A 21662-nucleotide genomic window follows, 5' to 3' on the forward strand; every position below is an offset into this window, starting at 1 on the left:
CCTGAAACCTTGTAACGGGTTTACCCATTCAGGTTTCAGGAGCGTATAGCAGCGGAAGGAGGTACATCCCCCTCGGACCTTTATCGTCGATCATCTTTCATAGCAACTTGAAGTGGTTATGGAACAGCCTTATTTCGTTATTTCGTCATTTGCTCCATCTGTTCGATCAAATTCTCGAATACGCTCATCGCCTGGCGAATCGGCTCAGGGGAGGACATATCGACGCCGGCCGTTTTTAGAATGTTGATCGAATAGTCTTTGCCGCCGCTTCTCAGGAAGCCGAGGTAGCGGTCGACGGCAGGCTGGCCCTCGTCGAGAATCTGTTTGGCAAAGCTTGTCGCGGCGGAGAAGCCGGTCGCGTACTTGAATACGTAGAAGCTCGTGTAGAAATGGGGAATTCGCGCCCATTCCATTTCGATGTCTTTGTCGACAACCATGTCTTTGCCGTAATATTTCACGTTCAAGTCGTAGTAGATCGAGCTTAACTCCTGAGGCGTCAGCGCTTCTCCGTTTTCCGCTTTCGCATGAATGATTTTCTCGAACTCCGCGAACATCGTCTGACGGAATACCGTCGTCCGGAATTGATCCGCATAGTAGGTGAGCAAATACATTTTTTCCTTCGGATCGGTCGACTTGCCCAGCAAGTAGTTCATCAACAGCGCTTCGTTCAGCGTGGAGGCGACTTCGGCCAAGAAAATCGTATATTGCGCGTCGCGATACTCGTTGCTCTCGTCCGAGAAGTAGGAATGCAGAGCGTGGCCCATCTCATGCGTGAGCGTAAACATGCTGTTCAAATTGTCGTTATGGTTGAGCAGCACATACGGATGCGTGCCGTAGGCGCCCCAGCTGTATGCCCCGCTGCGCTTGCCTTGGTTTTCGTAGATGTCGATCCAGCCGCTGTCGAAGCCCTCCTGAAGCACTTTGCGATAGTTGTCGCCAAGCGGGGAGAGGCTGTCGTACACCGTTTTCTTCGCTTCCTCGTAGGTGATGTTCAGGTCGAACTCTTCGACGAGCGGAGCGAACAGGTCGTACATATGCAATTCGTCCAGCTTAAGCAGCTTCTTGCGCAGGTCCATATAGCGGTGCATCAACGGTAAAAATTCATGAATGGTCGAGATCAGGTTATCGTAGACGGACTGCGGAACGTTGTCTCCGAACAGCGACATCTCCAGAGCGGAAGGATAATTCCGGGCTTTGGCGTAAAACAGGTTTTTCGTCACGTTGGCGTTTAAGGTAGCGGCCAGCGTGTTGCGCCATTTGCCGTACGTGTCGTACATGGCCTTGAAGGCATCCCGCCGCACGTCCCGGTTTTTGCTTTCCAGAAATTGAATGTATCTACCGTGGGTCAGCTCGACTTCTTCGCCTTGCTCGTTTTTCACCTTAGGGAACTTCAGGTCGGCATTGTTCATCATTCCGAAGATGGTGCTAGGGGCTTGCGATACATTGCCGACTTGGGCCAGCAGCGCTTCTTCGCTCTTGGAGAGCGTATGCGGCTTCTGACGAAGCATTTCCTCCAGAGTACGCTTGTACTTGGAGAGAGACGGATCGGCGATGAGCCCGGTCAATTGCTGTTCGGACAGGGCGAGAATTTCGGGCGTAATGAACGAGGTCGCCTCGCCGACTTCTACGCTAAGCTTCTTGGACTTGTCGGACAACGCCTGATATTTCGGCTCGGCCATATCTTCATGGTGCCGCATGTTGGAGTATACGTAAAGCCGTTCGGTCAGCTGGGAAATTTGCTCGTCAAGAGCAAAGCAGCCGGCTATGGCGGCTGCATCCTGCAGCTTGCCCTGGTAGGCGGCGATCTCGCCCTTCAGCTTCTTGACCTCGCTGTATTCGGCATCCCATGCTTGTTGATTCGGATATAGATCTTCGAGTTTCCAACGGTGCTCCTGCGACACTTCGGATCTTGCGGCGACTTGTTTCATAGACATCTTCAACCTCCTGAATAATGGATCGTAATCGGCCGAGACGGCGGTGCACAGCAAAGACAGCGCCGCGACCGAAGCGGTCAGCGGCAAGATAAGCTTCTTCATGACGGGCCTCCGGTCTTGGAATAAGTTTCCGGAGTAGTATGCCCCTGTTAAGCGCCGATAATGAAGAGGTTATAGACGATCAGGAAAAAAGCGAACAGCACAAGCGCAATCGTAATAATAGCCATGGGTCGCCGCATTCGCTCGGGAACCCGATCCCGGGTCAATATCAGCACGACGGCTAGGCAGAATGACGAGATGATAAAGATCAGATTGGCTTCGTTATTCATTCGAGGGCGGACTCCTTTGCAATCTCAACTATTCGGAATGGAGCTGAATCAGATCGATTTCAATTTCTCCATCGTATTTCGCAGTCCTTCTTCCCCATCCGGGAAATCCTCGGGCAAAAATCGTTTTTGGGCCCAATCCATCATCTCCGGGCGGCTGAGGAACTTGTGGCAGGTTTCGCCCCACTGCTCGGAAATTTCGCGGACGACCAGCGTCTTGCCCTGAACTTCTACAGTCAGCATATTGTAGTTATCATGTTTATAGACGGTATGTTTAGCGAACATAGAACACTCCTGGGCTAGGGCAGCAAATGCCGTTTTTTTCATCATAGAAGAGTTCAACAGAGAAATCAATGTAACGCTGGAAAATCGAGGTTGACAGTGCGGATGATCTATGGGATTCTACTATGAAATCCGCCAGAGGGCGGGTGGAGCTAGCAGCCGAGTTGAGATGAGATGGATGAGACGAGAGGAGAACGGAATCAGATGACAAATGAAAAAGCTGTGCCGGCGTATCCGCAGACGGGGGTCGCCTCGACCTGCCGTTCGTTCGACGAGTACTGCGCCATGTTTAAGCTGGACCCTGCGAATTTGACAGGCCCCGTGCTCGACGTAGCGGGGGGAGCATCCTCCTTTACCGCTCATCTGCACGCGAAGGGGGTGCGAGCGATGGCTGCCGATCCTTTCTATGAAGGAATTACGGATGAGATCATCGCAACGGGGTACAAGGAGATCGAGACCGCTTCGGCTAAAATTGCCGCGATGGCCGCGAGCTTTGATTGGAGCTATTACGGTTCTCCGGAGCGTCAGCGCGAGATCCGGGAACGATCCATGACGCTGTTCGCGGAGGATTTCCGCAAGGAGGATGCTTGGTCGCGATATTTCGCTGCCGCGCTTCCCCGGTTGCCGTTCGAGAACGATACGTTCGAGCTTGCTCTGTGCAGTCATTTTCTATTTTTATATGCCGATGCTTTTGACGAGCATTTTCATGCAGCCGCCCTGCGGGAGCTTATTCGCGTACTTCGTCCCGGCGGGGAGCTTAGAGTGTATCCGCTTGTCACGTTAAAATGGGAGCCATGCTCCTTTTTGAATAGGGCTATCGAAGGGCTGGCGGACGTCGCCTCCCATGAGCTTCTTCCGGCGGGTTTGCCGTTTACGCCCGTTCGCAGTCCGCTATTGAAACTGGTTAAAAGAGGGAGCGGTGAAGGCTGAAAAGCTCCTAAAGAATGGATAATTAACGGCCAGAATATATTGCAAAAAAGGGTAATTTCGGTTATAATCATCGTATTCGCCGATCGACGGCGAGATTTTAGGAGGTTTTTCATTTGAGAGGAACAGTAAAATGGTTTAACGCAGAAAAAGGATACGGATTTATCTCCGTAGAAGACGGAAACGATGTATTCGTTCACTTCTCGGCAATCCAAGGCGATGGCTTCAAGACTTTGGAAGAAGGTCAAGAAGTTGAGTTCGAAATTACGCAAGGCAATCGCGGTGCTCAAGCGTCCAACGTGGTTAAACTGTAAGTCTGCGAGCCAGACTTGCTTCTCATATCACGAACAGCAGCGAAACCCCTGGTCTACCGGGGGTTTTGTTTATTTGTGTTGGGGAAAAGCGGCGGGATCAGACTATGTAGTGTATTTGAACTGCATGGCGTGCCCCGAATTTTCCTCCCCCTTTGACCGTATGGCAGCCCAAGTGGTAAAATAATTGGTGATTTTTATCGATTCAATTCCTATGTTCCCTGGGGGTACAAAGTTATGCCAAAATTCAAGCTGTTCGCCGACCGCAAGGGGAAAGCCGATCAAGCTAAAAACAACCGTTTCGTGAAGCTGGCACGTGAAATCTACGTGCAGGCGCGCAAGGGCGGCCCGAATCCGGAATCCAATTACGGACTCAGAAGCGCCATCGCCAGCGCTCGCGCGATCCAGATGCCGGCCGACAATATCGACAGAGCGATCAAGAAAGCGGCAGGAGCCGGAGAAGGCGACGACTACGAGGAAATTATGTACGAAGGATACGGACCGGGCGGCGTGGCGATCATGGTGAAATGCCTGACGGACAATCGCAATCGGACCGCTTCGGACGTTCGCTCGATTTTCGGCAAACGCGGCGGAAATTTGGGAGAATCGGGCTGCGTATCCTATATGTTCGATCATAAAGGACTGCTCGTCATTCCTCGCGACGAGAGCTCGCCGGATGAAGACAGTTTTATGATGGAAGCGCTGGAAGCCGGAGCCGAGGACGTCGTCATCAGCGACGAGAGCTTCGAAGTTTTGTCTACGCCGGAGGATTACGAAGCGGTGAAAGGCAAGCTGGAAGAGGCGGGTTACAAATTCGAGACGGCAAGCGTTCGCTGGCTTCCGCAAAATACGGTGGCTGCGGAAGGCGAAAATGCCGAGAAGCTGATGAAGATGATGGACGCATTCGAGGATAACGACGACGTACAGGATGTGTACCACAATTTCGAGATCAGCGACGAAGAGATGGAGCGCCTGAGCTAAGCCGACCCGAGAGCGCCGGACGGGTTTCATAACGGACAAAAAAGAGGCCGAGAGGCCTCTTTTTAGCGGGACAAGCATCCGAAACGCTGTGCAGTAGCTTGCGATTATTGCGCTGCTGCCGGTTCAAGCATATGAACCAGATCGATCGTACCTCCGCCAAGACACACTTCGCCATCGTAGAAAACGACCGCTTGTCCCGGCGTAATCGCCTTCTGCGGCGAGTCGAACTCGACCCGATACTCTCCTCCTCCAAGAGGCGTAACGGTGACGCCCTGATCCGGCTGACGATAGCGGAACTTGGCCATGCAGCGAACCGGGCTAACAGGCTCGTCCGGGCTGATCCAGTTGACGCCCGTGGCGGTTAAGCCGACGGAGTAGAGGCTATGATGAGCGTCCCCTTGGACGACGTACAGCGTGTTCGTCTCCAAGTCTTTGCTTGCGACGAACCAAGGTTCTCCCGTTCCCGAGCCGCCAATTCCGAGACCTTGCCGTTGGCCGAGCGTATAGTACATGAGCCCGTCGTGGCGACCTTTCGTTTCGCCGCTGACGAGATCGACCATATTGCCCGGCTTGGCCGGCAAGTATTGGCTAAGGAACTCTTTGAAGTTACGTTCGCCGATGAAGCAGACGCCCGTACTGTCTTTTTTCTTGGCGGTAGAGAGGCCGGCTTCTTCGGCGATTTTGCGAACATCCGGTTTCTGCAGATGGCCGATCGGAAACATGGCGCGAGATAGCTGGGCCTGATTCAACGCATGAAGGAAATAGGTCTGATCCTTGTTCGAGTCCACGCCCCGGAGCAACTCGTATTTGCCGCCGCGCAGCTCAAGCCGGGCGTAGTGACCGGTAGCGATGGCGTCGGCGCCAAGTTCAAGCGCCTTCTGCAGAAATTCGCCGAACTTGATCTCGCGATTGCACATGACATCCGGGTTAGGCGTTCGGCCGGCCCGGTATTCGGCGAGGAAATATTCGAAGACCTTGTCGTAATATTCTTTCTCGAAATTGACGGTATAGCAGGGGATGCCGATCTGGCTGCATACCCTTCGCACGTCCTCGGCGTCTTCTTCCGCCGTGCAGACGCCGAACTCGTCGGTATCGTCCCAGTTTTTCATAAATACTCCGACGACGTCGAAGCCTTGTCTTTTAAGCAGCAGTGCGGTCACCGAGGAGTCTACGCCTCCGGACATGCCGACAACGACGCGCACTTTGGACGGATCCGGGAACCGTGCCTCCAGCGATGCCGTATAGGCCTCTAGATTGTTCATCCGCTTCACCTCATTAAGAACATTCAACTTATTTATTTTAGCACAAAGTATAATAATTCTCACATAACCGGGCGTTTCATGAATATGTCACGTTTTTTTTGCCCACAAAGAGAATAGTTGTGATAACATATATTTATTATGGGGATACCCTCCATTTTCCGACGACGGCATGAAAGCAGGTGTTCGAATTGAAAATTTCGACTAAAGGCCGCTACGGCTTAACGATCATGATGGAGCTTGCGGCTAAATTCGGCGAAGGGCCGATTTCATTAAAAAGCATTGCAGAGAAAAACAGCCTGTCCGAGCACTACTTGGAGCAGCTGATTGCGCCTCTGCGCAACGCAGGTCTCGTCAAGAGCGTGCGCGGTGCGTATGGCGGCTACATTCTCTCGAAGGATCCGGAGACGATCTCATCCGGAGACGTCATCCGTATTCTTGAAGGTCCGATCAGTCCGGTAGATTTTACAGAAGAGGACGATCCGGCGAAACGCGATTTGTGGCTCAAAATTCGCGACAGCATCGCGGAAGTGCTCGACTCTACGACGCTTCACGATCTGATCACGTTCAAGGGCGAGGACAAGCTCAACAACTACATGTTCTACATTTAATAAGCGATAGTTCAAAAAGATCGGTGAAGCGAGGGGCGCGGCTTGAATTCCATATACTTCGACCATGCGGCAACGACTCCGATGCATGCGGCGGCAATCGAGGCTTACGTCGAGGTTGCGTCTGCAGGGCCGAGCAACCCTTCCAGCCTTCACGCGGCCGGCCGCGCGGCGCGGGAGCGAATCTCCGTCGCCAGGGACGCGCTCGCGGAGGCGCTTGGTTGCTCCCCGACGGAGCTCGTCTTCACGGGCAGCGGAACGGAGAGCGATAATTCCGCTCTATTCGGAGCCGCGCGCGCTCAGCGGCTGAAAGGCCGCAGCGGAATCGTCACGGCGGCGGTCGAGCATCATGCGGTGCTAAACGCCTGCCGTCAGCTTGAAGCGGAAGGCTTCGAGCTGACGATTCTTCCTGTGGACGAACACGGGGTAGTTCGACTTGAGGATGCGGAGTCGGCTATAAACGAGAACACCGCGGTCGTCAGCGTCATGGCCGGCAACAACGAAACGGGCACGCTCCAGCCAATCGCCAAGATCGGGGAACTCGCACGGCGTCACGGCGCTGTCATGCATGTCGATGCGGTACAAGCATTCGGCTATTTGTCGATTGATTTTCGCGAGCTTCCGATTGATCTGTTGAGCGTGTCGGCCCACAAAATCAACGGCCCGCAAGGCGTAGGCCTATTATACGTACGCAGAGGGACGCCGTGGCTGCCGATGCTCTACGGGGGCTCTCAGGAGCGCAGCCGCCGGGCGGGAACGGAGAACGTTGCCGGAATTGCGGCATTCGCCGCTGCGGCAAAACTGGCTTGCCTCAATCGGCACAACCGCTGGGAGCACGCCGAGAGCATAAGAGCCGAGGTGTTGCGGCAATTGTCGGAGCAGCTCGGACCAGAGCGATTTGTCGTAAACGGCCATCAGGATGACCGGCTTCCCCATGTGCTCAACGTGAGTTTTCCCGGCATCTCCTCCGAAAGCATGCTGATGAATTTGGATCTCGCGGGCGTCGCCGCTTCCGGCGGTTCCGCGTGCAATTCGGGCTCCCTGAAACCTTCCCATGTGCTTGAGGCCATGAATCTTCCTTCCGACAGAATCGTTTCCGCTGTACGTTTCAGCTTCGGTTTGGGCAATACTATAGATGAAGCCGAAAAAATGGTGAAAATTATTGCAACTATTTCAGCCCGTTATGCGTAATACATAACAAGACGCTGAAGTTAGGAGCCCGCATGTTTCAAGTGGAGCGCATTCTCGGTTTGCCGGTGCTGTTCGAGAGCGGCAAAAGCGTCGGAAAAATCAAGGATTTGTGGTTTGACGAATTTTGGCGGTTGGTCGGAGTCGTGCTGGACAGGCACACGCGATCGGGACTGTTCCGCAAATTGTCCAAGATTGTTTATTGGAAGGATATCGTTCATCTTGGCGAAGACGCTTTGTTGATTCGCAACGCAGCGGCTGTCGCGTCCATTAACGGCAAAGAGCTGCTAAGGACGTTCCATTCCGGAATCGTCCGCTTGAAGGATATGCCAGTCTATACAATTGAAGGACAATATTTAGGCAAAGTATCGGATGTTTATTTTAAGCCATCCGAGGGTACACAAATAATAGGATACGAGTTGACGGACGGGTTTCTCGCGGACGTGATGGAAGGAAGACGGCAGCTGTTTCTGCCTGACGCATCGGATAAGATGACGCTGGGCGACGACGCCATATTGGTGCCTGCTTCTTACGAACGGATTTTGACGAGAGAGCCGACGTGGAAAGCGACAGGTGAAGACGGATGATGAGATGTCCGAATTGCAGTTCTAAAGATATCGGTAAAATCGGTTCCCATCAATTTTATTGCTGGAGCTGTTTTATCGAGCTGACGGTTAACGGAGAGAAGATGTCGGTTTACCAGGTGGAAGAGGACGGCACTTTAAGCTCGCTCGACGATTTGTTCTTCGAGGAAGCGATCCCGGCCCATATTCACGCCAACGGCATGTAAAGAGAAGAAGCGCTCCGCCCTGGAACAGGGGACGGGGCGCTTTTTTTCTACGACTGCCCAATTAACTCTCACACTCTGTATTTTGGTCAATCGTAGTTTTTTCAATTTTACGTGGCATCTCGGGTTCGATATACATACAACGTCAGCGGGACAAATACGGCTGCGAGAATGAGCGGTAATCCTATGCCGGTTATCAGGCCAACTGCGTCCCACGTCCCGTGCAGTAATCCCCGCATTAAGTTTACAACAATGCTGACCGGGTTCCAATCGATCGCCGTCCGCAGCCAACCGGGCATGGACGAGGTGTCGACGAGCACATTGCTGGCAAACAGGAGCGGATACATGATCATCATGCTCGTGCCGGATACGGTCTCCGGCCGCTTGGTCAAATTGCCGATCAGCGCGAAGATCCAACTGATGCAATAAGAGAACAAAAGGGCGTACAATAGTGCAAGCACCACGCCTGCAATGCCGCCTTCCGGTCGGAATCCAAGCGCCGTTCCTGTCGCCAGGACAGCGAGCAGGGCGGCGATGTAACGCAATCCTTCGGCTGCGATGGAGCCTAGAATGGCGGCAGGCTGCCAGAACGGCATCGTGCGAAACCGAAGGTAGACGCCTTTGGCGATATCCGAGCACAATGTAGTTCCACTGTACACCGTCAACGGTATAACCGTCAGCATAAGGATGCCAGGCAGCAAGTACTGGATGTACGCCTGCGTGGAACCGGCGATTGCTCCGCCGAACAGAAAGACGAAGAGGAGCAGCATTACGATCGGCGACAAAATGGCTTCTATGGCGATTCCGAAGCCGTTGTTCCCCATATGATGTAGCGTTCTCCCGGCGAATAGCGTCGTCGAGGCCAGACGACCGGGATACCGGCGGGGAGGTTGTTGCATTTCCATCGTTGCGAATAAGCTCATAAAGTAGCCTCCTTGCAGCGTCCGGAGGTCAGGGCAAAGTATACGTCATCGAGGCTTGGTTCGCCCAACGCGAAATCTACGACTGCCGCCGAATGCTGCAGCAGGGTAGCTATGACGGAATGAGCCAGCGAAGCTTCCGGTATGGACAATTTAAGAGTCTGGCACTCCCCGCAAGGTTGAACGGTAAGGCCGTGCTCGACGGCAAGTAAGCTGCAGACGGAACCGGGATCACTTCCTTCCGCAAGGCGAATGGTCAGTGTTTTGCCTCCAACCAAAGACTTCAAGCGCTCCGGCGTATCGATGGCGACGATACGGCCATCGGCAATGAAACCGATCCGGTCGGCCAATCGATCTGCTTCTTCCAAATACTGCGTCGTCAGCAACACGGTCGTCCCTTGCTGCGCCAATCGACGCACCGCCTCCCACAGCTCATGCCGACTCTGCGGGTCCAGCCCTGTAGTCGGCTCGTCTAGAAACAGTGCTTCCGGCTGCGAGAGGATTCCGGCGGCCAAATCCAGGCGGCGCCGCATGCCTCCGGAATAAGTGTCGACCGTCCGATCGGCCGCTTCCGTAAGACCGAACTCCGCGAGCAGTTCCGCAGCAGTCATGCGAGCAGCCTTGCTTGAATAGCCGTAAAGACCGGCGAATAGCACAAGATTCTGCCTTCCTGTCAAAGCTTCATCCAGCGCCGCGAATTGACCGGTGGCGCCGATGCGCTTTCGCACCTCGTCAGGGCTGTTCGAAACATCCCAGCCGCAGACGCGCGCGCTGCCGGCGTCCGGGCGAAGTAACGTCGTCAGCATATGGATGGTTGTCGATTTTCCGGCGCCGTTCGGTCCGAGGAGTGCGAACAGCTCTCCCTTTCGGATCGATAGGTCTACGCCGCGCACCGCTTCGCGTCCCCTGAAAGATTTGCGCAAATTTTGCGCTTCGATGGCGATCGTCATTTTCTGCTCCCCTTCCGTTACAGGAATTCCCGCTTATGCTCGACAGCCCACTCGGCGAACGTGCGTGCCGGCCTTCCGAGTACCTGTTCGATCGTTGGCAGCACGGTGTAACCCGCTTCCGGCGGTTGGATCGCCATCTGCACAAAAAAATCCACGCTTTCCTCGTCGTATCCTTGCGATCGCCATTGCTGCCGAGCCTCTGCCTCACTCAATTCGATAAACGGTACGGGCTTCCCAATTGCGGCCGCAATCGCTTCGACCGACTGCCTGCGCGTAATCGCTTCCGGCCCTGTCAACATATAACTCTGTCTGTGATGCCCATCCTCCAGCAACGCCGCGACAGCGACTGCGGCAATGTCTCCTTCATGCACCTTGGCGCTAAGTGCGGCTCCGTGAAACTCCCGTACGACGCCTTCCGTACGAATCGTTTGCTGCCAGTCCGACAGCGCGTTCGCCATAAATTCGGCCGGTTTCACCAGGGTCCAATGCATGCCGCTTGCTTGCAGGGTTTGTTCGGCTGCCCCTTCCTCATAACCGACCAGCACGACGACTCTTTTTATGCCGGCAGCTTCCGCCAGTTTCACCACTCCCGGGTCGGTGTTAAGATCGGCTTCCGGCTCGTCGCTGGAAACGATCAGGAACATCGCTTCCGCACCCTGAAGCGCTTCACGTAGCGACTCCGGCTTCATCAAATCTCCCGCAACGATCGATACGCCTTGGGGAAGCTTGTTCCGAGCCTTCACCGGATTACGCGAAAGTGCCCGCACGGCAGCCCCTTTTTCGACTAACAATTCCGTCACATGCCGACCGACTGTTCCTGTTGCCCCAGTAACTAAAATCGTCACTTTACATCTCTCCTCGTTCTTTTCTTTTTTGATGGTGGCGGCGGATGGCTTCGATATGGGAGAGAACGCAATCGCGCAATTCGTCCGGCGACACAATGTACACCTTCGTCCCGTAGCTGGCAATGACGGAAAGGGCATACTCTTCGGTGTAAAAGGTCGTACGAACGTCGATGCGATCCCCCTGGTAGTTGATTTCGCCGGGAAACTGTTCGAGCACGCGTGTGGCGACCGATTTATCGAAGCGCAGATGAGCTTGCATGCCCGACTGGCGATCTCGCTCAGGCTCGTCCGGAAGAGCTCGGGGGGCGAACGTCGTCTCCGTCACAAGTAGGCGTTCGATGCGAGAAACCCGAAAATACCGTTTAGCTTGGCGCGTTCGACAGTAAGCTTCCAAATACCAGACGCCTTTCTCCCAGAGGAGATTGAGCGGTTCTGCGCGGCGTTCGGACCGTGTGCCGGAAGCGCTCGAGTACGCAAGCTCGACAATCCGCGATTGCCGTATGGCTTGGAACAACCGATGAACGATGTCCCGGTCGCGTTCCGTCGCGCTCATGTCGAGGATGACGGCTTTGCTCAATTCTTCGTCCGACCCCAGCGACGGATGAAGGCTGGCCAACTTCCGCATGGCGGGCGCTACAGCGCTGCCCAGCGCTCCTTGCATTGCTTTTAGCAACGTGTAGATCACGGACAGGTCCTCCATGGAGAAGTACTGGCGGGTCAAGAAAAAACCGTCCATCAGCTCAAACCCTCCGTCCGCGCCGGTGAACGAGGCGACCGGGATGCCGGCCTGATCGATCAGCTCGACATCACGGTAGACAGTGCGTACAGACACTTCGAATTTGACGGAAAGCTCCGCGGCGGTCACCCTTCGCTTGGCCATCAACTCAAGCGTCATCCCAAGCAAGCGGTTTAATCTCATGCCATCGCCACCTTTGCGAATGATCCCGTCAGGATCATCTGAATGAGATCATATTACACTAATCCTGACATCATAGTTGTCAGAATTAAAAATGACGCAAGAAAGGTTGCGGCCCTTGCATACCGGTCTCTGGTTTACTCGCGCGGACAAGTGCATATACTGGAAGGGATGCTCGTCCTGTGGGTGCAGCGGGCGAAGGAGGGGGTGCGGAGATGGAGACGTTCACGAAAAATCGTTTGTTCCGCGTGCTCGTGTATGCGATCCTCTTGTTGGTCGTTTTGTTCCTGATTGTGCTCGTTCGTCCGATGCTGATGTCGGTGTACGGTTTTCTCAAAGCGGTACTGGCTCCTTTTCTCGTCGCGATGATCATTTCTTATACGCTTAACCCGATCGTCAACATGCTGCATGATCGCAAAGTTCCGCGTACGGCGGCGGTGCTGCTTATCTATGCCGTTTTTCTTTCCGTATCCGTCGTGATTTTGATGAACGTCATCCCGATGTTTATGAACCAGGTGGAGGAGCTCAACGAGCATATGCCCGAGTTGACGATGAAGGCGCAAGGGTTTGTCGACCATTTTAATAACAACAATGTGCTTCCGGAAGCTGTCCGGGACGGCATAAACCGATCGATCGGCACGCTGGAGAAGCGGGTCGAGCAATGGATCGCGAATTTCCTCAACAACATCGATTCCGTCGTCAATGTGCTGTTTATCGCCATGATCGTCCCTTTTCTCGCCTTCTATATGATGAAGGATCTGGACGTATTCGAGCGCGCGGCGCTGCAATATGTGCCCCGGACGAGGCGCAAACACGCGGTAAGGCTGCTAAAGGAAATCGATGCGGCTCTTGGCAGTTACATTCGCGGTCAGTTGATCGTATCCGTCTGCGTCGGAGTGCTCGCTTATATCGGCTATTTGATTATTGGCATGCCCTATCCGCTGCTGATGGCCGGATTCGTCTCGCTATTCGATATTATTCCGTACTTAGGTCCGTTTTTCGGGGCGCTGCCCGCGCTGATTATGGCGACGACGATTTCTTGGAAAATGGTGTTGATGGTCATTGTCGTGAATATGATCTGCCAAAACCTGGAGAGCAACGTGATCAGTCCGCAGGTCGTCGGCAAATCGATGAAAATGCACCCGCTCACGATCATTCTTGTGCTGCTGATCGGAGGAGAGTTGGCAGGCATCGTGGGAATGATTTTGGCCGTTCCGTTCTATGCGGCGATGAAAGTGGTCGTACAGCACGTATCCGCCTACTATATTCATCGAAAAACCGTTTGACAGCGCCGAACGCGCTTGTCTATAATTTAATGTGGTATAGCAACATATCACGCAACACGTTGACGGAGCATAAGTACCTCGCAGTCCGCATCGCCAGAGAGAAGATTTCGGGTTCGGGACGTCGCCACTGCGACGCGGACACGGCTGGAAAAATCTTCGTTGCGAAGGGCAGGGGAAAGCTCGCTCCGGAGTGCGGAGGCAAGTCCGCCGGCCAGGGCCGTTATCCCGTCAAGAGGAGATCGCTTCATGAGCAAGCGATAACCAGGGTGGTACCGCGAAGCTATTCGTCCCTGATTTTGAGGGGCGTTTTTTTATTTTTTTTGGGTGACGCCTAGGAGGATACGAGATTATGAAACCGATGAAAGCAGCAGAAATCCGCAGCAAATGGCTTGAATTTTTCGCAAGCAAGGGCCACAAAATCGAGCCAAGCGCTCCGCTCGTTCCGCACAACGATCCGTCTCTGCTCTGGATCAATGCGGGAATGGCGCCGCTTAAGGCGTATTTCGACGGCCGGGTCATCCCGGAAAATCCGCGGATCACCAACTCGCAGAAGTGCATTCGTACAAACGACATCGAGAACGTTGGCAAGACGCGGCGGCATCATACGTTTTTCGAGATGCTCGGCAACTTTTCCATCGGCGATTACTTCAAGGAGGAAGCGATCACCTGGGCATGGGAGTTTCTGACCGGACCGGAGTGGATCGGCTTCGATCCGCAGCGGCTGTCCGTCACCGTCTATCCGGAGGACGAGGAAGCTTACCGGTACTGGAACGAGAAGATCGGTCTCCCTGCTGAACGGATCGTGAAGCTGCAGGACAATTTCTGGGATATCGGCGAAGGGCCGTGCGGTCCTTGTACCGAGATTTTCTACGATCGCGGCGACAAGTACGGCGATCTGTCCGATCCCGAGTGCACGCCCGGTGGCGAGAACGAGCGCTTCCTTGAGGTGTGGAACCTCGTGTTCTCGCAGTTCAACCATAACAAGGACGGCAGCTATACGCCGTTGCCGAACAAAAACATCGATACCGGCGCAGGATTGGAGCGCTTCGCTTCCATTCTTCAGGACGTCGATTCGAACTTCGACACCGACCTGTTTATGCCGCTTATCGAGCGCGCGAGCGCAATCGCCGGCGTGAAATACAAGGCGAACGAAGATCATGACGTTGCGCTCAAGGTCATCGCGGATCATATTCGCACCGTGGCGTTCTCCGTAGGAGACGGCGTGCTGCCGTCCAACGAGGGTCGCGGCTACATTATTCGTCGTCTGCTGCGCCGCGCTGTTCGTTACGGCAAAGTGCTTGGCGTCGACCGGCCGTTCCTGTGGGAGCTGACGTCGACCGTTGGCGAGGTTATGGGCGGCTTCTACCCGGAAGTGGTGGAGAAGCGGGAATTTATCGAGAAGGTCATCCGCACTGAAGAGGAGCGGTTCCACGAGACGCTGTCCGACGGTCTGGCGATTCTCTCCGATCTGTGCGGCAAGGCTCGCGCCGAAGGGCGCGCGGAGATTTCCGGCTCGGACGCTTTTAAGCTGTACGACACTTACGGCTTCCCGCTCGACCTGACGGAGGACTACGCAACGGAGCAAGGAATGACCGTCGATCGCGAAGGCTTCGACAAGGCGATGCAGGAGCAGCGGGATCGCGCCCGCGCCGCCCGTCAAGAGACCGACAGCATGAAGGTTCAGGGAGGACCGCTCGCCGACTACACGGACAAGAGCGAGTTTATCGGCTATGATGCGCTGAGCGCGGAAGTTCGCGTACAGGCGATTGTGGCGGGCGACGAGTTCGTCGACGTCGCCGGAGTCGACCAGAAGGTGCTGGTCGTGCTTGACCGTACGCCGTTCTATGCGGAAAGCGGCGGCCAGGTGAGCGACCGCGGCGTGCTGCTGTCCGACGGCGTCAATGCCGAAGTGACCGGTCTGAGCAAGGCGCCGCACGGACAACCTGTTCATCAGGTTGTCGTGACCGGAGGCCTTCTGAAGGTTGGAGATACGGTAACGGCTTCCGTCAACTCATCGGAGCGCAGCGATACGATTCGCAACCATACGGCCACACACCTGCTGCACAGGGCGCTCAAGGATGTGCTGGGCGGCCACGTCAACCAAGCGGGCTCGCTGGTCGAGCCTGAACGACTGCGCTTTGACTTCTCGCATTTCGGCGCAGTAACCGCCGAGGAGTTGGCCGATATCGAACGCCGCGTCAACGAGCAGATCTGGCTTGGAACCGAGCTGGATATCAGTCTGAAGCCGATCGCCGAAGCGAAGGCGTTGGGCGCGATGGCGCTGTTCGGCGAGAAATACGGCGATATCGTCCGCGTTGTTCGCGTCGGCGACTACAGCCTCGAGCTGTGCGGCGGCTGCCACGTACGCAACACGTCGCAGATCGGGCTGTTCAAGCTCGTAAGCGAGGGAGGCATCGGCTCCGGCGTACGCCGGATCGAGGCGGTAACGGGCCGCTATGCATACGGCTATCTTGACGACCAGCTTGGTTTGCTGAAAGATGCCGCCGCTCTGCTGAAGAGCAGCGTAGCCGATGTGCCGAGACGTGTCGAAGCGCTGCAAGGCGAACTGCGGCAGGCACAACGAGACAACGAGTCGCTGCAGGGCAAACTCAGTCGGTTGGAAGCGGCGGAGCTCGTCTCCTCGGCGAAGAAGGTCGGCGAAGCGACGCTGCTCGCCGCTCAAGTGAATGCCGGCGGCATGGACGCTCTGCGCGGAGTTGCCGACGAACTGAAGACCAAGCTCGAATCGGCGGTTCTCGTGTTGGGGGCGGTTGACGGCGAGAAGGTAAACCTGATCGTAGCGGTGACGCCGGATTTGGTAAAGCGAGGCTTGCATGCCGGCAAGCTGATCAAGGAGATCGCCGCGATCTGCGGAGGCGGAGGCGGAGGCAAGCCGGAGCTGGCCCAAGCCGGCGGCAAAGAGCCAGCGAAGCTGGCTGAAGCGTTGAAGGCTGCGGAGTCTTTGGTTTCGGCTCAGATTTCGTAACCACTAATTTCCTGTCGAACGGAGATTATGTTATGATGGATTTAGGTGTTAGAGTCAGTCATTGAAAGCGAGGTGCTGGAGATGAGCACGTCGGATAAAAATCATTTCGACCAAACCATGAAATTTGATGTTGTGGCCGACCCTCGCGAGGTTTCGCCGCGAGACATTCTGTTCACGGTGCACGACGCGTTAGTTGAGAAGGAGTACAATCCGATCAACCAGATCGTCGGCTATCTGCTGTCCGGAGACCCTGCTTTTATTCCGAGACATAACAACGCGCGCAGCCTGATTCGCAAGAAGGAACGGGACGAATTGATCGAAGAGCTCGTTCGCTTCTATCTTCAGCAAAACCGTTGACGATGCGCCGCACGATGGGATTGGATTACGGAGAGAGACGGATCGGCGTGGCGATGGGCGATTTATTCGGCTGGACCGCGCAAGGGCTGGAAGTGATCGATAAGAAAGTCGTCGCCGATCCGGAGGCTCGCATCGCGGAGCTGATCGCCGAGTACGAGGTCGGAACGATCGTAGTCGGATTGCCTAAGAACATGAACGGCACGATCGGGCCAAGTGGGGAAAATTGCATCGCATTTGCCGAGCAGCTTCGGCAGAAGCTAGATTTACCGGTGCAGTTATGGGATGAAAGGCTGACAACGGTATCCGCGGAGCGGACGCTCCTCGAAGCCGACGTAAGTCGAAGCAAGCGCAAACAAGTCATCGACAAGATGGCGGCGGCGATTTTGCTGCAGAACTATCTTGATTCGGTATCGAAACGAGGGATCGTCCATGACGGATTTGAATCATAACGAAGAAGAAGCGGAATTGATCTATATTACGGACGACGAAGGCAATGACGAGCCTTTCGAAGTCGTTATGCGCTTTGAGCTCGATGACGGCACGGACCGGAAGTATATGATGGTCGTGCCGGCAGACGAGGACGAAGACGAAGAGCAGGAAGTGTTCGCTTTCCGCTACGACGAGGATAATGAGGGCGAAATCAAGCTTTATCCAATTGAAGATCCTGCGGAATGGGAAATGGTCGAAGAGACGTTCAACACGTTGGTCGGCGAGTTTGGAGAAGCCGATGACTGAGAGCGGCGGCAGTGATTCACCGCTGTCGGAGCTGAGCCGACGTTACGGAGACAGCGTCGAATTGTTGGCCGACAGCGGAGCGGTTCTGACCTATCGGATTGCCGCCGAGCTAATTGTGGCCGATACGCGCTATGCGATCCTGCAAACGAAGAAAATGCAGCGGGACGACGAGATCGAAGTGTTCAAAGTTGTCTCGAATTCCGACGGCGAGCTTGAACTCGAATCCGTCGCGGACGAGGAAGAGTGGGAGCTTGTCGCCGAAGCTTTCGACGATATGCAGTTCGGCAGCGACGAGCGGCCGTAAAGTCCATCGATCGAAGAGCGGGCGACCGCTCTTTTTCTCGGTGACGACAGGTGTGCTGGAGGGGAAACAGCTTGAATAGAGACGATGAACCGACAACGGGATGGAGATCCGTATACGGTGACAGGATAACGGACGAGAAAAGCAGGCAAGCCGACAGAAGCGAGGCGGCTGCGGCGACAGAGAGCGGCAGCTTGCCTCAATTGTCCCGCTCCGCATCTTTGCGTTCGGAGGGACCCGGCCGAGGAAGGACGGCGGATCGCTCCGCGTCTGCCGAGCCTGCCGGGCAAGAGCCCAATGCGACGACGACGTCGGTTCCGGCCGTGCGGCGCCGCAAGCCCAAAGTACTGCTCTGGTCGTTCCTGATTGCACTGAGCTTGGTGCTGGTCATGGTCGGAGGGGCGCTGTTCTATGTTTGGAACGGCCTGAGACCGACGGCTGCGGCTTCCTCACCGGTAAAATTCACGATTACTTCCGGCATGCGAGCTCAGAAAGTCATTGAGTTGTTGGAGGAACAAGGACTTATTCGTAACGCTTTTCTGTTTAGCGGCTGGCTGAAGCTAGAGGGCGAGGGCTCGCGGTTTCAGGCGGGAGAGTATGAGCTGACTCCGGGGATGACGCGCGAGGAGATTGTCGCCAAGCTGAACGAGGGAGATACGGTCGCCGCCCAGACGATCAAGTTCACGATTCCCGAAGGCTTCACCGTGCCGCAGATCGCCGAGCGGCTTGCGGAGAAGGCAGGCGTGGACAAGGAGAAGTTCATGGAGGCGGCGAGTAAGCCGGAGCTGTGGACCGGATCGATCTGGACCAAGGGGCTTCCGACGAACGCAGATCTTCGTTATCCGCTTGAGGGCTACTTGTTCCCGGACACTTACGAGATGAAGGCGGGCAGCACGGAGACGGAAGTCATTAACCGCATGTTGGCCGAACTCGACCGCAAGCTCGATCAGCTGCCGGAGGACTGGCTCAGCGTGATGGAGGATCGCGGATTAACGGTGCATCAGCTGTTAACGATCGCCTCCTTAGTGGAACGAGAAGTCGTCGCCGACGAGGAGCGTCCGATCGTGGCAAGCGTCATTCAGAATCGGCTTAAGAAGAAGATGCCGCTGCAGATCGATGCGACGATCCAGTATTTGCTCGATAAGCAGAAGGAGCGGCTGCTTGAAGTGGATCTTAAGGTGAAGAGTCCTTACAATACGTATTTGAATCAAGGACTTCCGCCGGGACCGATCGCGGCTCCGAGCCTTAAATCGATCGAAGCCGCCCTCTATCCGGATCAAACGGATTACTTGTACTACGTAACGAAGAAGGACGGGACCAATACCCATCTCTTCGCGGAAACTTACTCGCAGCATCAGAAGAATATTAAGCTGAGCGAGAAAAACGCCGTTCAATAAACATTCGCATTCGAAGAAATGCGCGCCGACCCGGCCAGCCGTTCCACAGCATTTTTGAGATGCTGCGGTAAAGCTTGCCGGGTCGAAGATTTCCCGGAGGTGCATCACCATTACAACAGCTATTCCTGAATTGCTCATATCCGCCGGCTCCATCGACCAGATCGAGCGATATATTCGTGCCGGAGCTTCTGCGGTTCTTATCGGCGAATCCAAATACGGCATGCGGCAGCCGGGAGACATTGGACGGGACGATCTTAAGGAAGCGGTTCTGCTCGCTCATCGGCTCGGCGCCAAATCGTACGTTAATATGAACAAGTTGTTCCGCAACCACGAGCTGGACGAACTGCCGGATTATTTGCGAGCGGTTCGAGAGGCCGGAGCGGATGCGGTCGTCTTCGGCGATCCTGCGATACTGATGTACGCACGAGAGCATGCTTCCGATCTGCAGCTTTTCTGGAATGCCGAGATGACGGGAACGAATTCTTCTTCCGCAGCTTATTGGGGAAGAAGAGGCGCCGCGCGCGCCGTGATCGCCCGCGAGCTGAACGAAGAGGAGATCGTCGATCTGAAGACGAAGACGGAGATCGAAGTTCAGGTTCAAGTGCACGGGATGACGAACATCTATCATTCTCACCGCAATCTGCTGGAAAGCTACATGCAGCATCTCGGTCGGGAAGCGACTCTGATTCGCAAAGGGCCGGACCAAGGGCTTTTCCTCGTCGAAGCGGAGCGTCCCGATGAGAAATTTCCGGTATACGAGGACGAGAACGGCACGCATGTGATGAGTCCCGACGACATTTGTTTGCTTGAGGCGCTGCCCGAAATAATTAACGCGGGCGTCGACAGCTTGTATATCGAGCCGTTGCTCAAATCAGCCGAATATAACGAAACGGTGTTGAAAGGCTATCGCGAAGCTCTTGATCGCTGGCAGAGAGATCCCGAAGCATATACATTAAATGAAGAGGCGTTGAAAAGCATTCAGCGGCTGCAAAGTCCGGACAGAGAGCTGGGCTTCGGATTTTTATATAAAGAACAAGTTTATTGACGATTAAGATCAGGAGGAATGACGATGAGTCATGTCGCAGCGGGCGTTAAGCCTCGTTACGCGGGCAAGAGGACGCGTCTGGACAAGCCCGAGCTGCTGGCGCCGGCCGGCAGCTTGGAGAAGTTGAAGTTTGCCGTCCATTACGGAGCGGATGCCGTCTATATCGGCGGCCAGAAATACGGTCTCAGATCCAACGCCGATAACTTCAGTTTCGAAGAGATGCGCGAAGGCGTTGAATTCGCGGCCAAATACGGAGCCAAAGTATTCGTCGCAACTAATATTTACGCACATCAAGAGGATTTGGACGGGATCGCCGATTATTTGCGCCAGCTTGAGAGCGCTGGAATCGCCGCCATTATCGCTGCCGACCCCGCCATTGTGGAAATGGCGCAACAGGTCGCGCCCAAGCTGGAGGTCCATCTGAGTACGCAGCAGTCGACGATGAATTGGCAGGCTGTGCGCTTCTGGAAAGAGGAAGGGCTGCCGCGCGTCGTGCTTGCAAGGGAAACGACGATGGATGAAATCGCCGAGATGAAAGCCAAGGTAGATATCGAGCTTGAAGTGTTTATCCACGGCGCGATGTGCTCCTCCGTATCGGGGCGCTGTGTGCTCTCCAACCATTTCACAGACCGGGATTCGAACAGAGGCGGCTGTTGCCAGTCGTGCCGCTGGAAATACGACCTGCATGCGGACGAGCAATCGGTTATGGAGCCGGGAGAAAATAGCTTTACGATGGGCTCCAAAGATCTGTGCATGATTCGGCATATTCCCGATTTGATCGATGCGGGCGTAGACAGCTTCAAAATCGAAGGTCGGATGAAAAGTATCCACTACGTCGCTTCGGTCGTGAACGCCTATCGTCAGGCGATCGACGCCTACATGGCCGATCCGGAGCGCTATGAGCTGCGGCAGGAATGGGTAGACGAGATCGGCAAGGCGGCGAATCGGCCGCTTAATACGGGATTTTTCTATACGACGCCGGGAACGGAGGAACATATTTACGAGCCGGAGGAGAAGCCTGCTCCCTACGACTTCGCGGCCGTCGTTACCGACTATGACGAAGCGTCGGGAATCGCCACCGTTCAGCAGCGAAGTCCGTTTCGCCCGGGAATGGAAGTCGAATTTTTCGGCCCGGGAGGCCGGCAGTTCGTTCAGCGTCTGGGCGAGCTTGCGGACGAAGAAGGAAATGCGTTGACGGTTGCCCGCCATCCCCTTCAGAAAATTCTTGTCAAAACCGAACAGCCTGTCGCTCCTCTCGACATTATGCGCAAACGACTGTAAAAAACTTATTCACAAGTCCGGTTCATTCCGCCTATTAGGT

24 protein-coding genes are annotated in these 21662 nt (G+C 55.1%); 16 read left to right on the forward strand and 8 right to left on the reverse strand.

Going from position 1 to position 21662, the window contains the following annotated elements; genetic code table 11:
- Window positions 1–137 precede the first annotated feature (137 nt).
- From pepF to DFP98_RS10335, 3 genes are all read right to left on the reverse strand, one after another.
- On the reverse strand, window positions 138–1928 hold the full coding sequence (gene pepF, locus DFP98_RS10325; RefSeq protein WP_116060538.1) for an oligoendopeptidase F: 1791 nt from the start codon (window positions 1926–1928) through the stop codon (window positions 138–140).
- A 155-nt stretch (window positions 1929–2083) separates the two neighbouring features.
- Entirely contained in the window at window positions 2084–2263 is a 180-nt protein-coding gene (locus tag DFP98_RS10330; RefSeq protein WP_116060495.1) for a hypothetical protein, read from the reverse strand.
- Between the two features lie 48 nt (window positions 2264–2311).
- Complete coding sequence (locus DFP98_RS10335; protein WP_116060496.1) at window positions 2312–2545, reverse strand: hypothetical protein; 234 nt, start codon at window positions 2543–2545, stop codon at window positions 2312–2314.
- Between the two features lie 201 nt (window positions 2546–2746).
- Between DFP98_RS10335 and DFP98_RS10340 the strand changes: the two genes are divergently transcribed.
- The 3 genes from DFP98_RS10340 to DFP98_RS10350 all read left to right on the forward strand — a co-directional run bounded on the left by DFP98_RS10340 (window position 2747) and on the right by DFP98_RS10350 (window position 4761).
- Entirely contained in the window at window positions 2747–3472 is a 726-nt protein-coding gene (locus tag DFP98_RS10340; RefSeq protein ID WP_246016485.1) for a class I SAM-dependent methyltransferase, read from the forward strand.
- A 113-nt stretch (window positions 3473–3585) separates the two neighbouring features.
- On the forward strand, window positions 3586–3783 hold the full coding sequence (locus DFP98_RS10345; protein ID WP_116060498.1) for a cold shock domain-containing protein: 198 nt from the start codon (window positions 3586–3588) through the stop codon (window positions 3781–3783).
- A 234-nt stretch (window positions 3784–4017) separates the two neighbouring features.
- Complete coding sequence (locus DFP98_RS10350; RefSeq protein ID WP_116060499.1) at window positions 4018–4761, forward strand: YebC/PmpR family DNA-binding transcriptional regulator; 744 nt, start codon at window positions 4018–4020, stop codon at window positions 4759–4761.
- Between the two features lie 104 nt (window positions 4762–4865).
- Here the strand turns inward: DFP98_RS10350 and mnmA are convergent, their stop codons facing one another.
- Window positions 4866–6023 (reverse strand): tRNA 2-thiouridine(34) synthase MnmA, encoded by a 1158-nt coding sequence (mnmA, locus tag DFP98_RS10355; protein ID WP_116060500.1) that lies wholly within the window; start codon window positions 6021–6023, stop codon window positions 4866–4868.
- Window positions 6024–6211: 188 nt separating this feature from the next.
- On the opposite strand from mnmA, the gene cymR reads away from it, so the two are divergent.
- From cymR to DFP98_RS10375, 4 genes are read left to right on the forward strand one after another with little or no spacing between them, the layout of a single operon-like run.
- The gene (gene cymR, locus DFP98_RS10360; RefSeq protein WP_116060501.1) at window positions 6212–6631 is read left to right on the forward strand and encodes a cysteine metabolism transcriptional regulator CymR; all 420 of its coding nucleotides are present in this window, start codon (window positions 6212–6214) and stop codon (window positions 6629–6631) included.
- Window positions 6632–6673: 42 nt separating this feature from the next.
- The gene (locus DFP98_RS10365) at window positions 6674–7819 is read left to right on the forward strand and encodes a cysteine desulfurase family protein (RefSeq protein WP_116060502.1); all 1146 of its coding nucleotides are present in this window, start codon (window positions 6674–6676) and stop codon (window positions 7817–7819) included.
- 32 nt (window positions 7820–7851) lie between these two features.
- The gene (locus DFP98_RS10370) at window positions 7852–8403 is read left to right on the forward strand and encodes a PRC-barrel domain-containing protein (protein WP_116060503.1); all 552 of its coding nucleotides are present in this window, start codon (window positions 7852–7854) and stop codon (window positions 8401–8403) included.
- Complete coding sequence (locus DFP98_RS10375) at window positions 8400–8606, forward strand: hypothetical protein (RefSeq protein WP_116060504.1); 207 nt, start codon at window positions 8400–8402, stop codon at window positions 8604–8606. The genes DFP98_RS10370 and DFP98_RS10375 overlap by 4 nt, the downstream gene beginning before the upstream one ends.
- 107 nt (window positions 8607–8713) lie before the next feature.
- Here DFP98_RS10375 and DFP98_RS10380 read toward each other — a convergent pair whose 3' ends face one another.
- Genes DFP98_RS10380 through DFP98_RS10395 form a run of 4 tightly spaced genes read right to left on the reverse strand, consistent with a single transcriptional unit; the run spans window position 8714 to window position 12237 of the window.
- On the reverse strand, window positions 8714–9526 hold the full coding sequence (locus DFP98_RS10380) for an ABC transporter permease (RefSeq protein ID WP_116060505.1): 813 nt from the start codon (window positions 9524–9526) through the stop codon (window positions 8714–8716).
- Window positions 9523–10473 carry an ATP-binding cassette domain-containing protein gene (locus tag DFP98_RS10385; protein WP_116060506.1) on the reverse strand — a complete coding sequence of 317 codons (951 nt, stop codon included), beginning with the start codon at window positions 10471–10473 and terminating at the stop codon, window positions 9523–9525. Before DFP98_RS10385 ends, DFP98_RS10380 begins: the two co-directional genes overlap by 4 nt.
- Window positions 10474–10490: 17 nt before the next feature.
- Window positions 10491–11318 carry an NAD(P)H-binding protein gene (locus DFP98_RS10390; RefSeq protein ID WP_116060507.1) on the reverse strand — a complete coding sequence of 276 codons (828 nt, stop codon included), beginning with the start codon at window positions 11316–11318 and terminating at the stop codon, window positions 10491–10493.
- Between the two features lies 1 nt (window position 11319).
- On the reverse strand, window positions 11320–12237 hold the full coding sequence (locus tag DFP98_RS10395; protein WP_116060508.1) for a helix-turn-helix transcriptional regulator: 918 nt from the start codon (window positions 12235–12237) through the stop codon (window positions 11320–11322).
- 212 nt (window positions 12238–12449) lie between these two features.
- On the opposite strand from DFP98_RS10395, the gene DFP98_RS10400 reads away from it, so the two are divergent.
- The 9 genes from DFP98_RS10400 (at window position 12450) to DFP98_RS10440 (ending at window position 21622) form a co-directional block, all read left to right on the forward strand.
- Window positions 12450–13520, forward strand: a complete 1071-nt coding sequence (locus DFP98_RS10400; RefSeq protein WP_116060509.1) for an AI-2E family transporter — start codon at window positions 12450–12452, stop codon at window positions 13518–13520.
- Between the two features lie 358 nt (window positions 13521–13878).
- Window positions 13879–16506 carry an alanine--tRNA ligase gene (alaS, locus tag DFP98_RS10405; RefSeq protein WP_116060539.1) on the forward strand — a complete coding sequence of 876 codons (2628 nt, stop codon included), beginning with the start codon at window positions 13879–13881 and terminating at the stop codon, window positions 16504–16506.
- A gap of 81 nt (window positions 16507–16587) precedes the next feature.
- Window positions 16588–16863, forward strand: coding sequence for an IreB family regulatory phosphoprotein (locus tag DFP98_RS10410; protein ID WP_116060510.1), 276 nt, complete (start codon window positions 16588–16590; stop codon window positions 16861–16863).
- Window positions 16864–16865: 2 nt separating this feature from the next.
- On the forward strand, window positions 16866–17312 hold the full coding sequence (gene ruvX, locus DFP98_RS10415; protein WP_116060511.1) for a Holliday junction resolvase RuvX: 447 nt from the start codon (window positions 16866–16868) through the stop codon (window positions 17310–17312).
- On the forward strand, window positions 17293–17598 hold the full coding sequence (locus DFP98_RS10420; RefSeq protein WP_116060512.1) for a DUF1292 domain-containing protein: 306 nt from the start codon (window positions 17293–17295) through the stop codon (window positions 17596–17598). The genes ruvX and DFP98_RS10420 overlap by 20 nt, the downstream gene beginning before the upstream one ends.
- The gene (locus DFP98_RS10425; protein WP_116060513.1) at window positions 17591–17902 is read left to right on the forward strand and encodes a DUF1292 domain-containing protein; all 312 of its coding nucleotides are present in this window, start codon (window positions 17591–17593) and stop codon (window positions 17900–17902) included. The genes DFP98_RS10420 and DFP98_RS10425 overlap by 8 nt, the downstream gene beginning before the upstream one ends.
- A 71-nt stretch (window positions 17903–17973) precedes the next feature.
- Window positions 17974–19296, forward strand: coding sequence for an endolytic transglycosylase MltG (gene mltG, locus DFP98_RS10430; RefSeq protein WP_116060514.1), 1323 nt, complete (start codon window positions 17974–17976; stop codon window positions 19294–19296).
- 130 nt (window positions 19297–19426) lie between these two features.
- On the forward strand, window positions 19427–20341 hold the full coding sequence (locus DFP98_RS10435) for a peptidase U32 family protein (RefSeq protein ID WP_116060515.1): 915 nt from the start codon (window positions 19427–19429) through the stop codon (window positions 20339–20341).
- Window positions 20342–20359: 18 nt separating this feature from the next.
- Window positions 20360–21622, forward strand: coding sequence for a peptidase U32 family protein (locus tag DFP98_RS10440; protein WP_391571172.1), 1263 nt, complete (start codon window positions 20360–20362; stop codon window positions 21620–21622).
- The last annotated feature ends 40 nt before the right edge of the window (window positions 21623–21662 follow it).

Origin of the sequence: Cohnella phaseoli (assembly GCF_003386235.1) — a bacterium.
Lineage (GTDB): Bacteria > Bacillota > Bacilli > Paenibacillales > Paenibacillaceae > Cohnella > Cohnella phaseoli.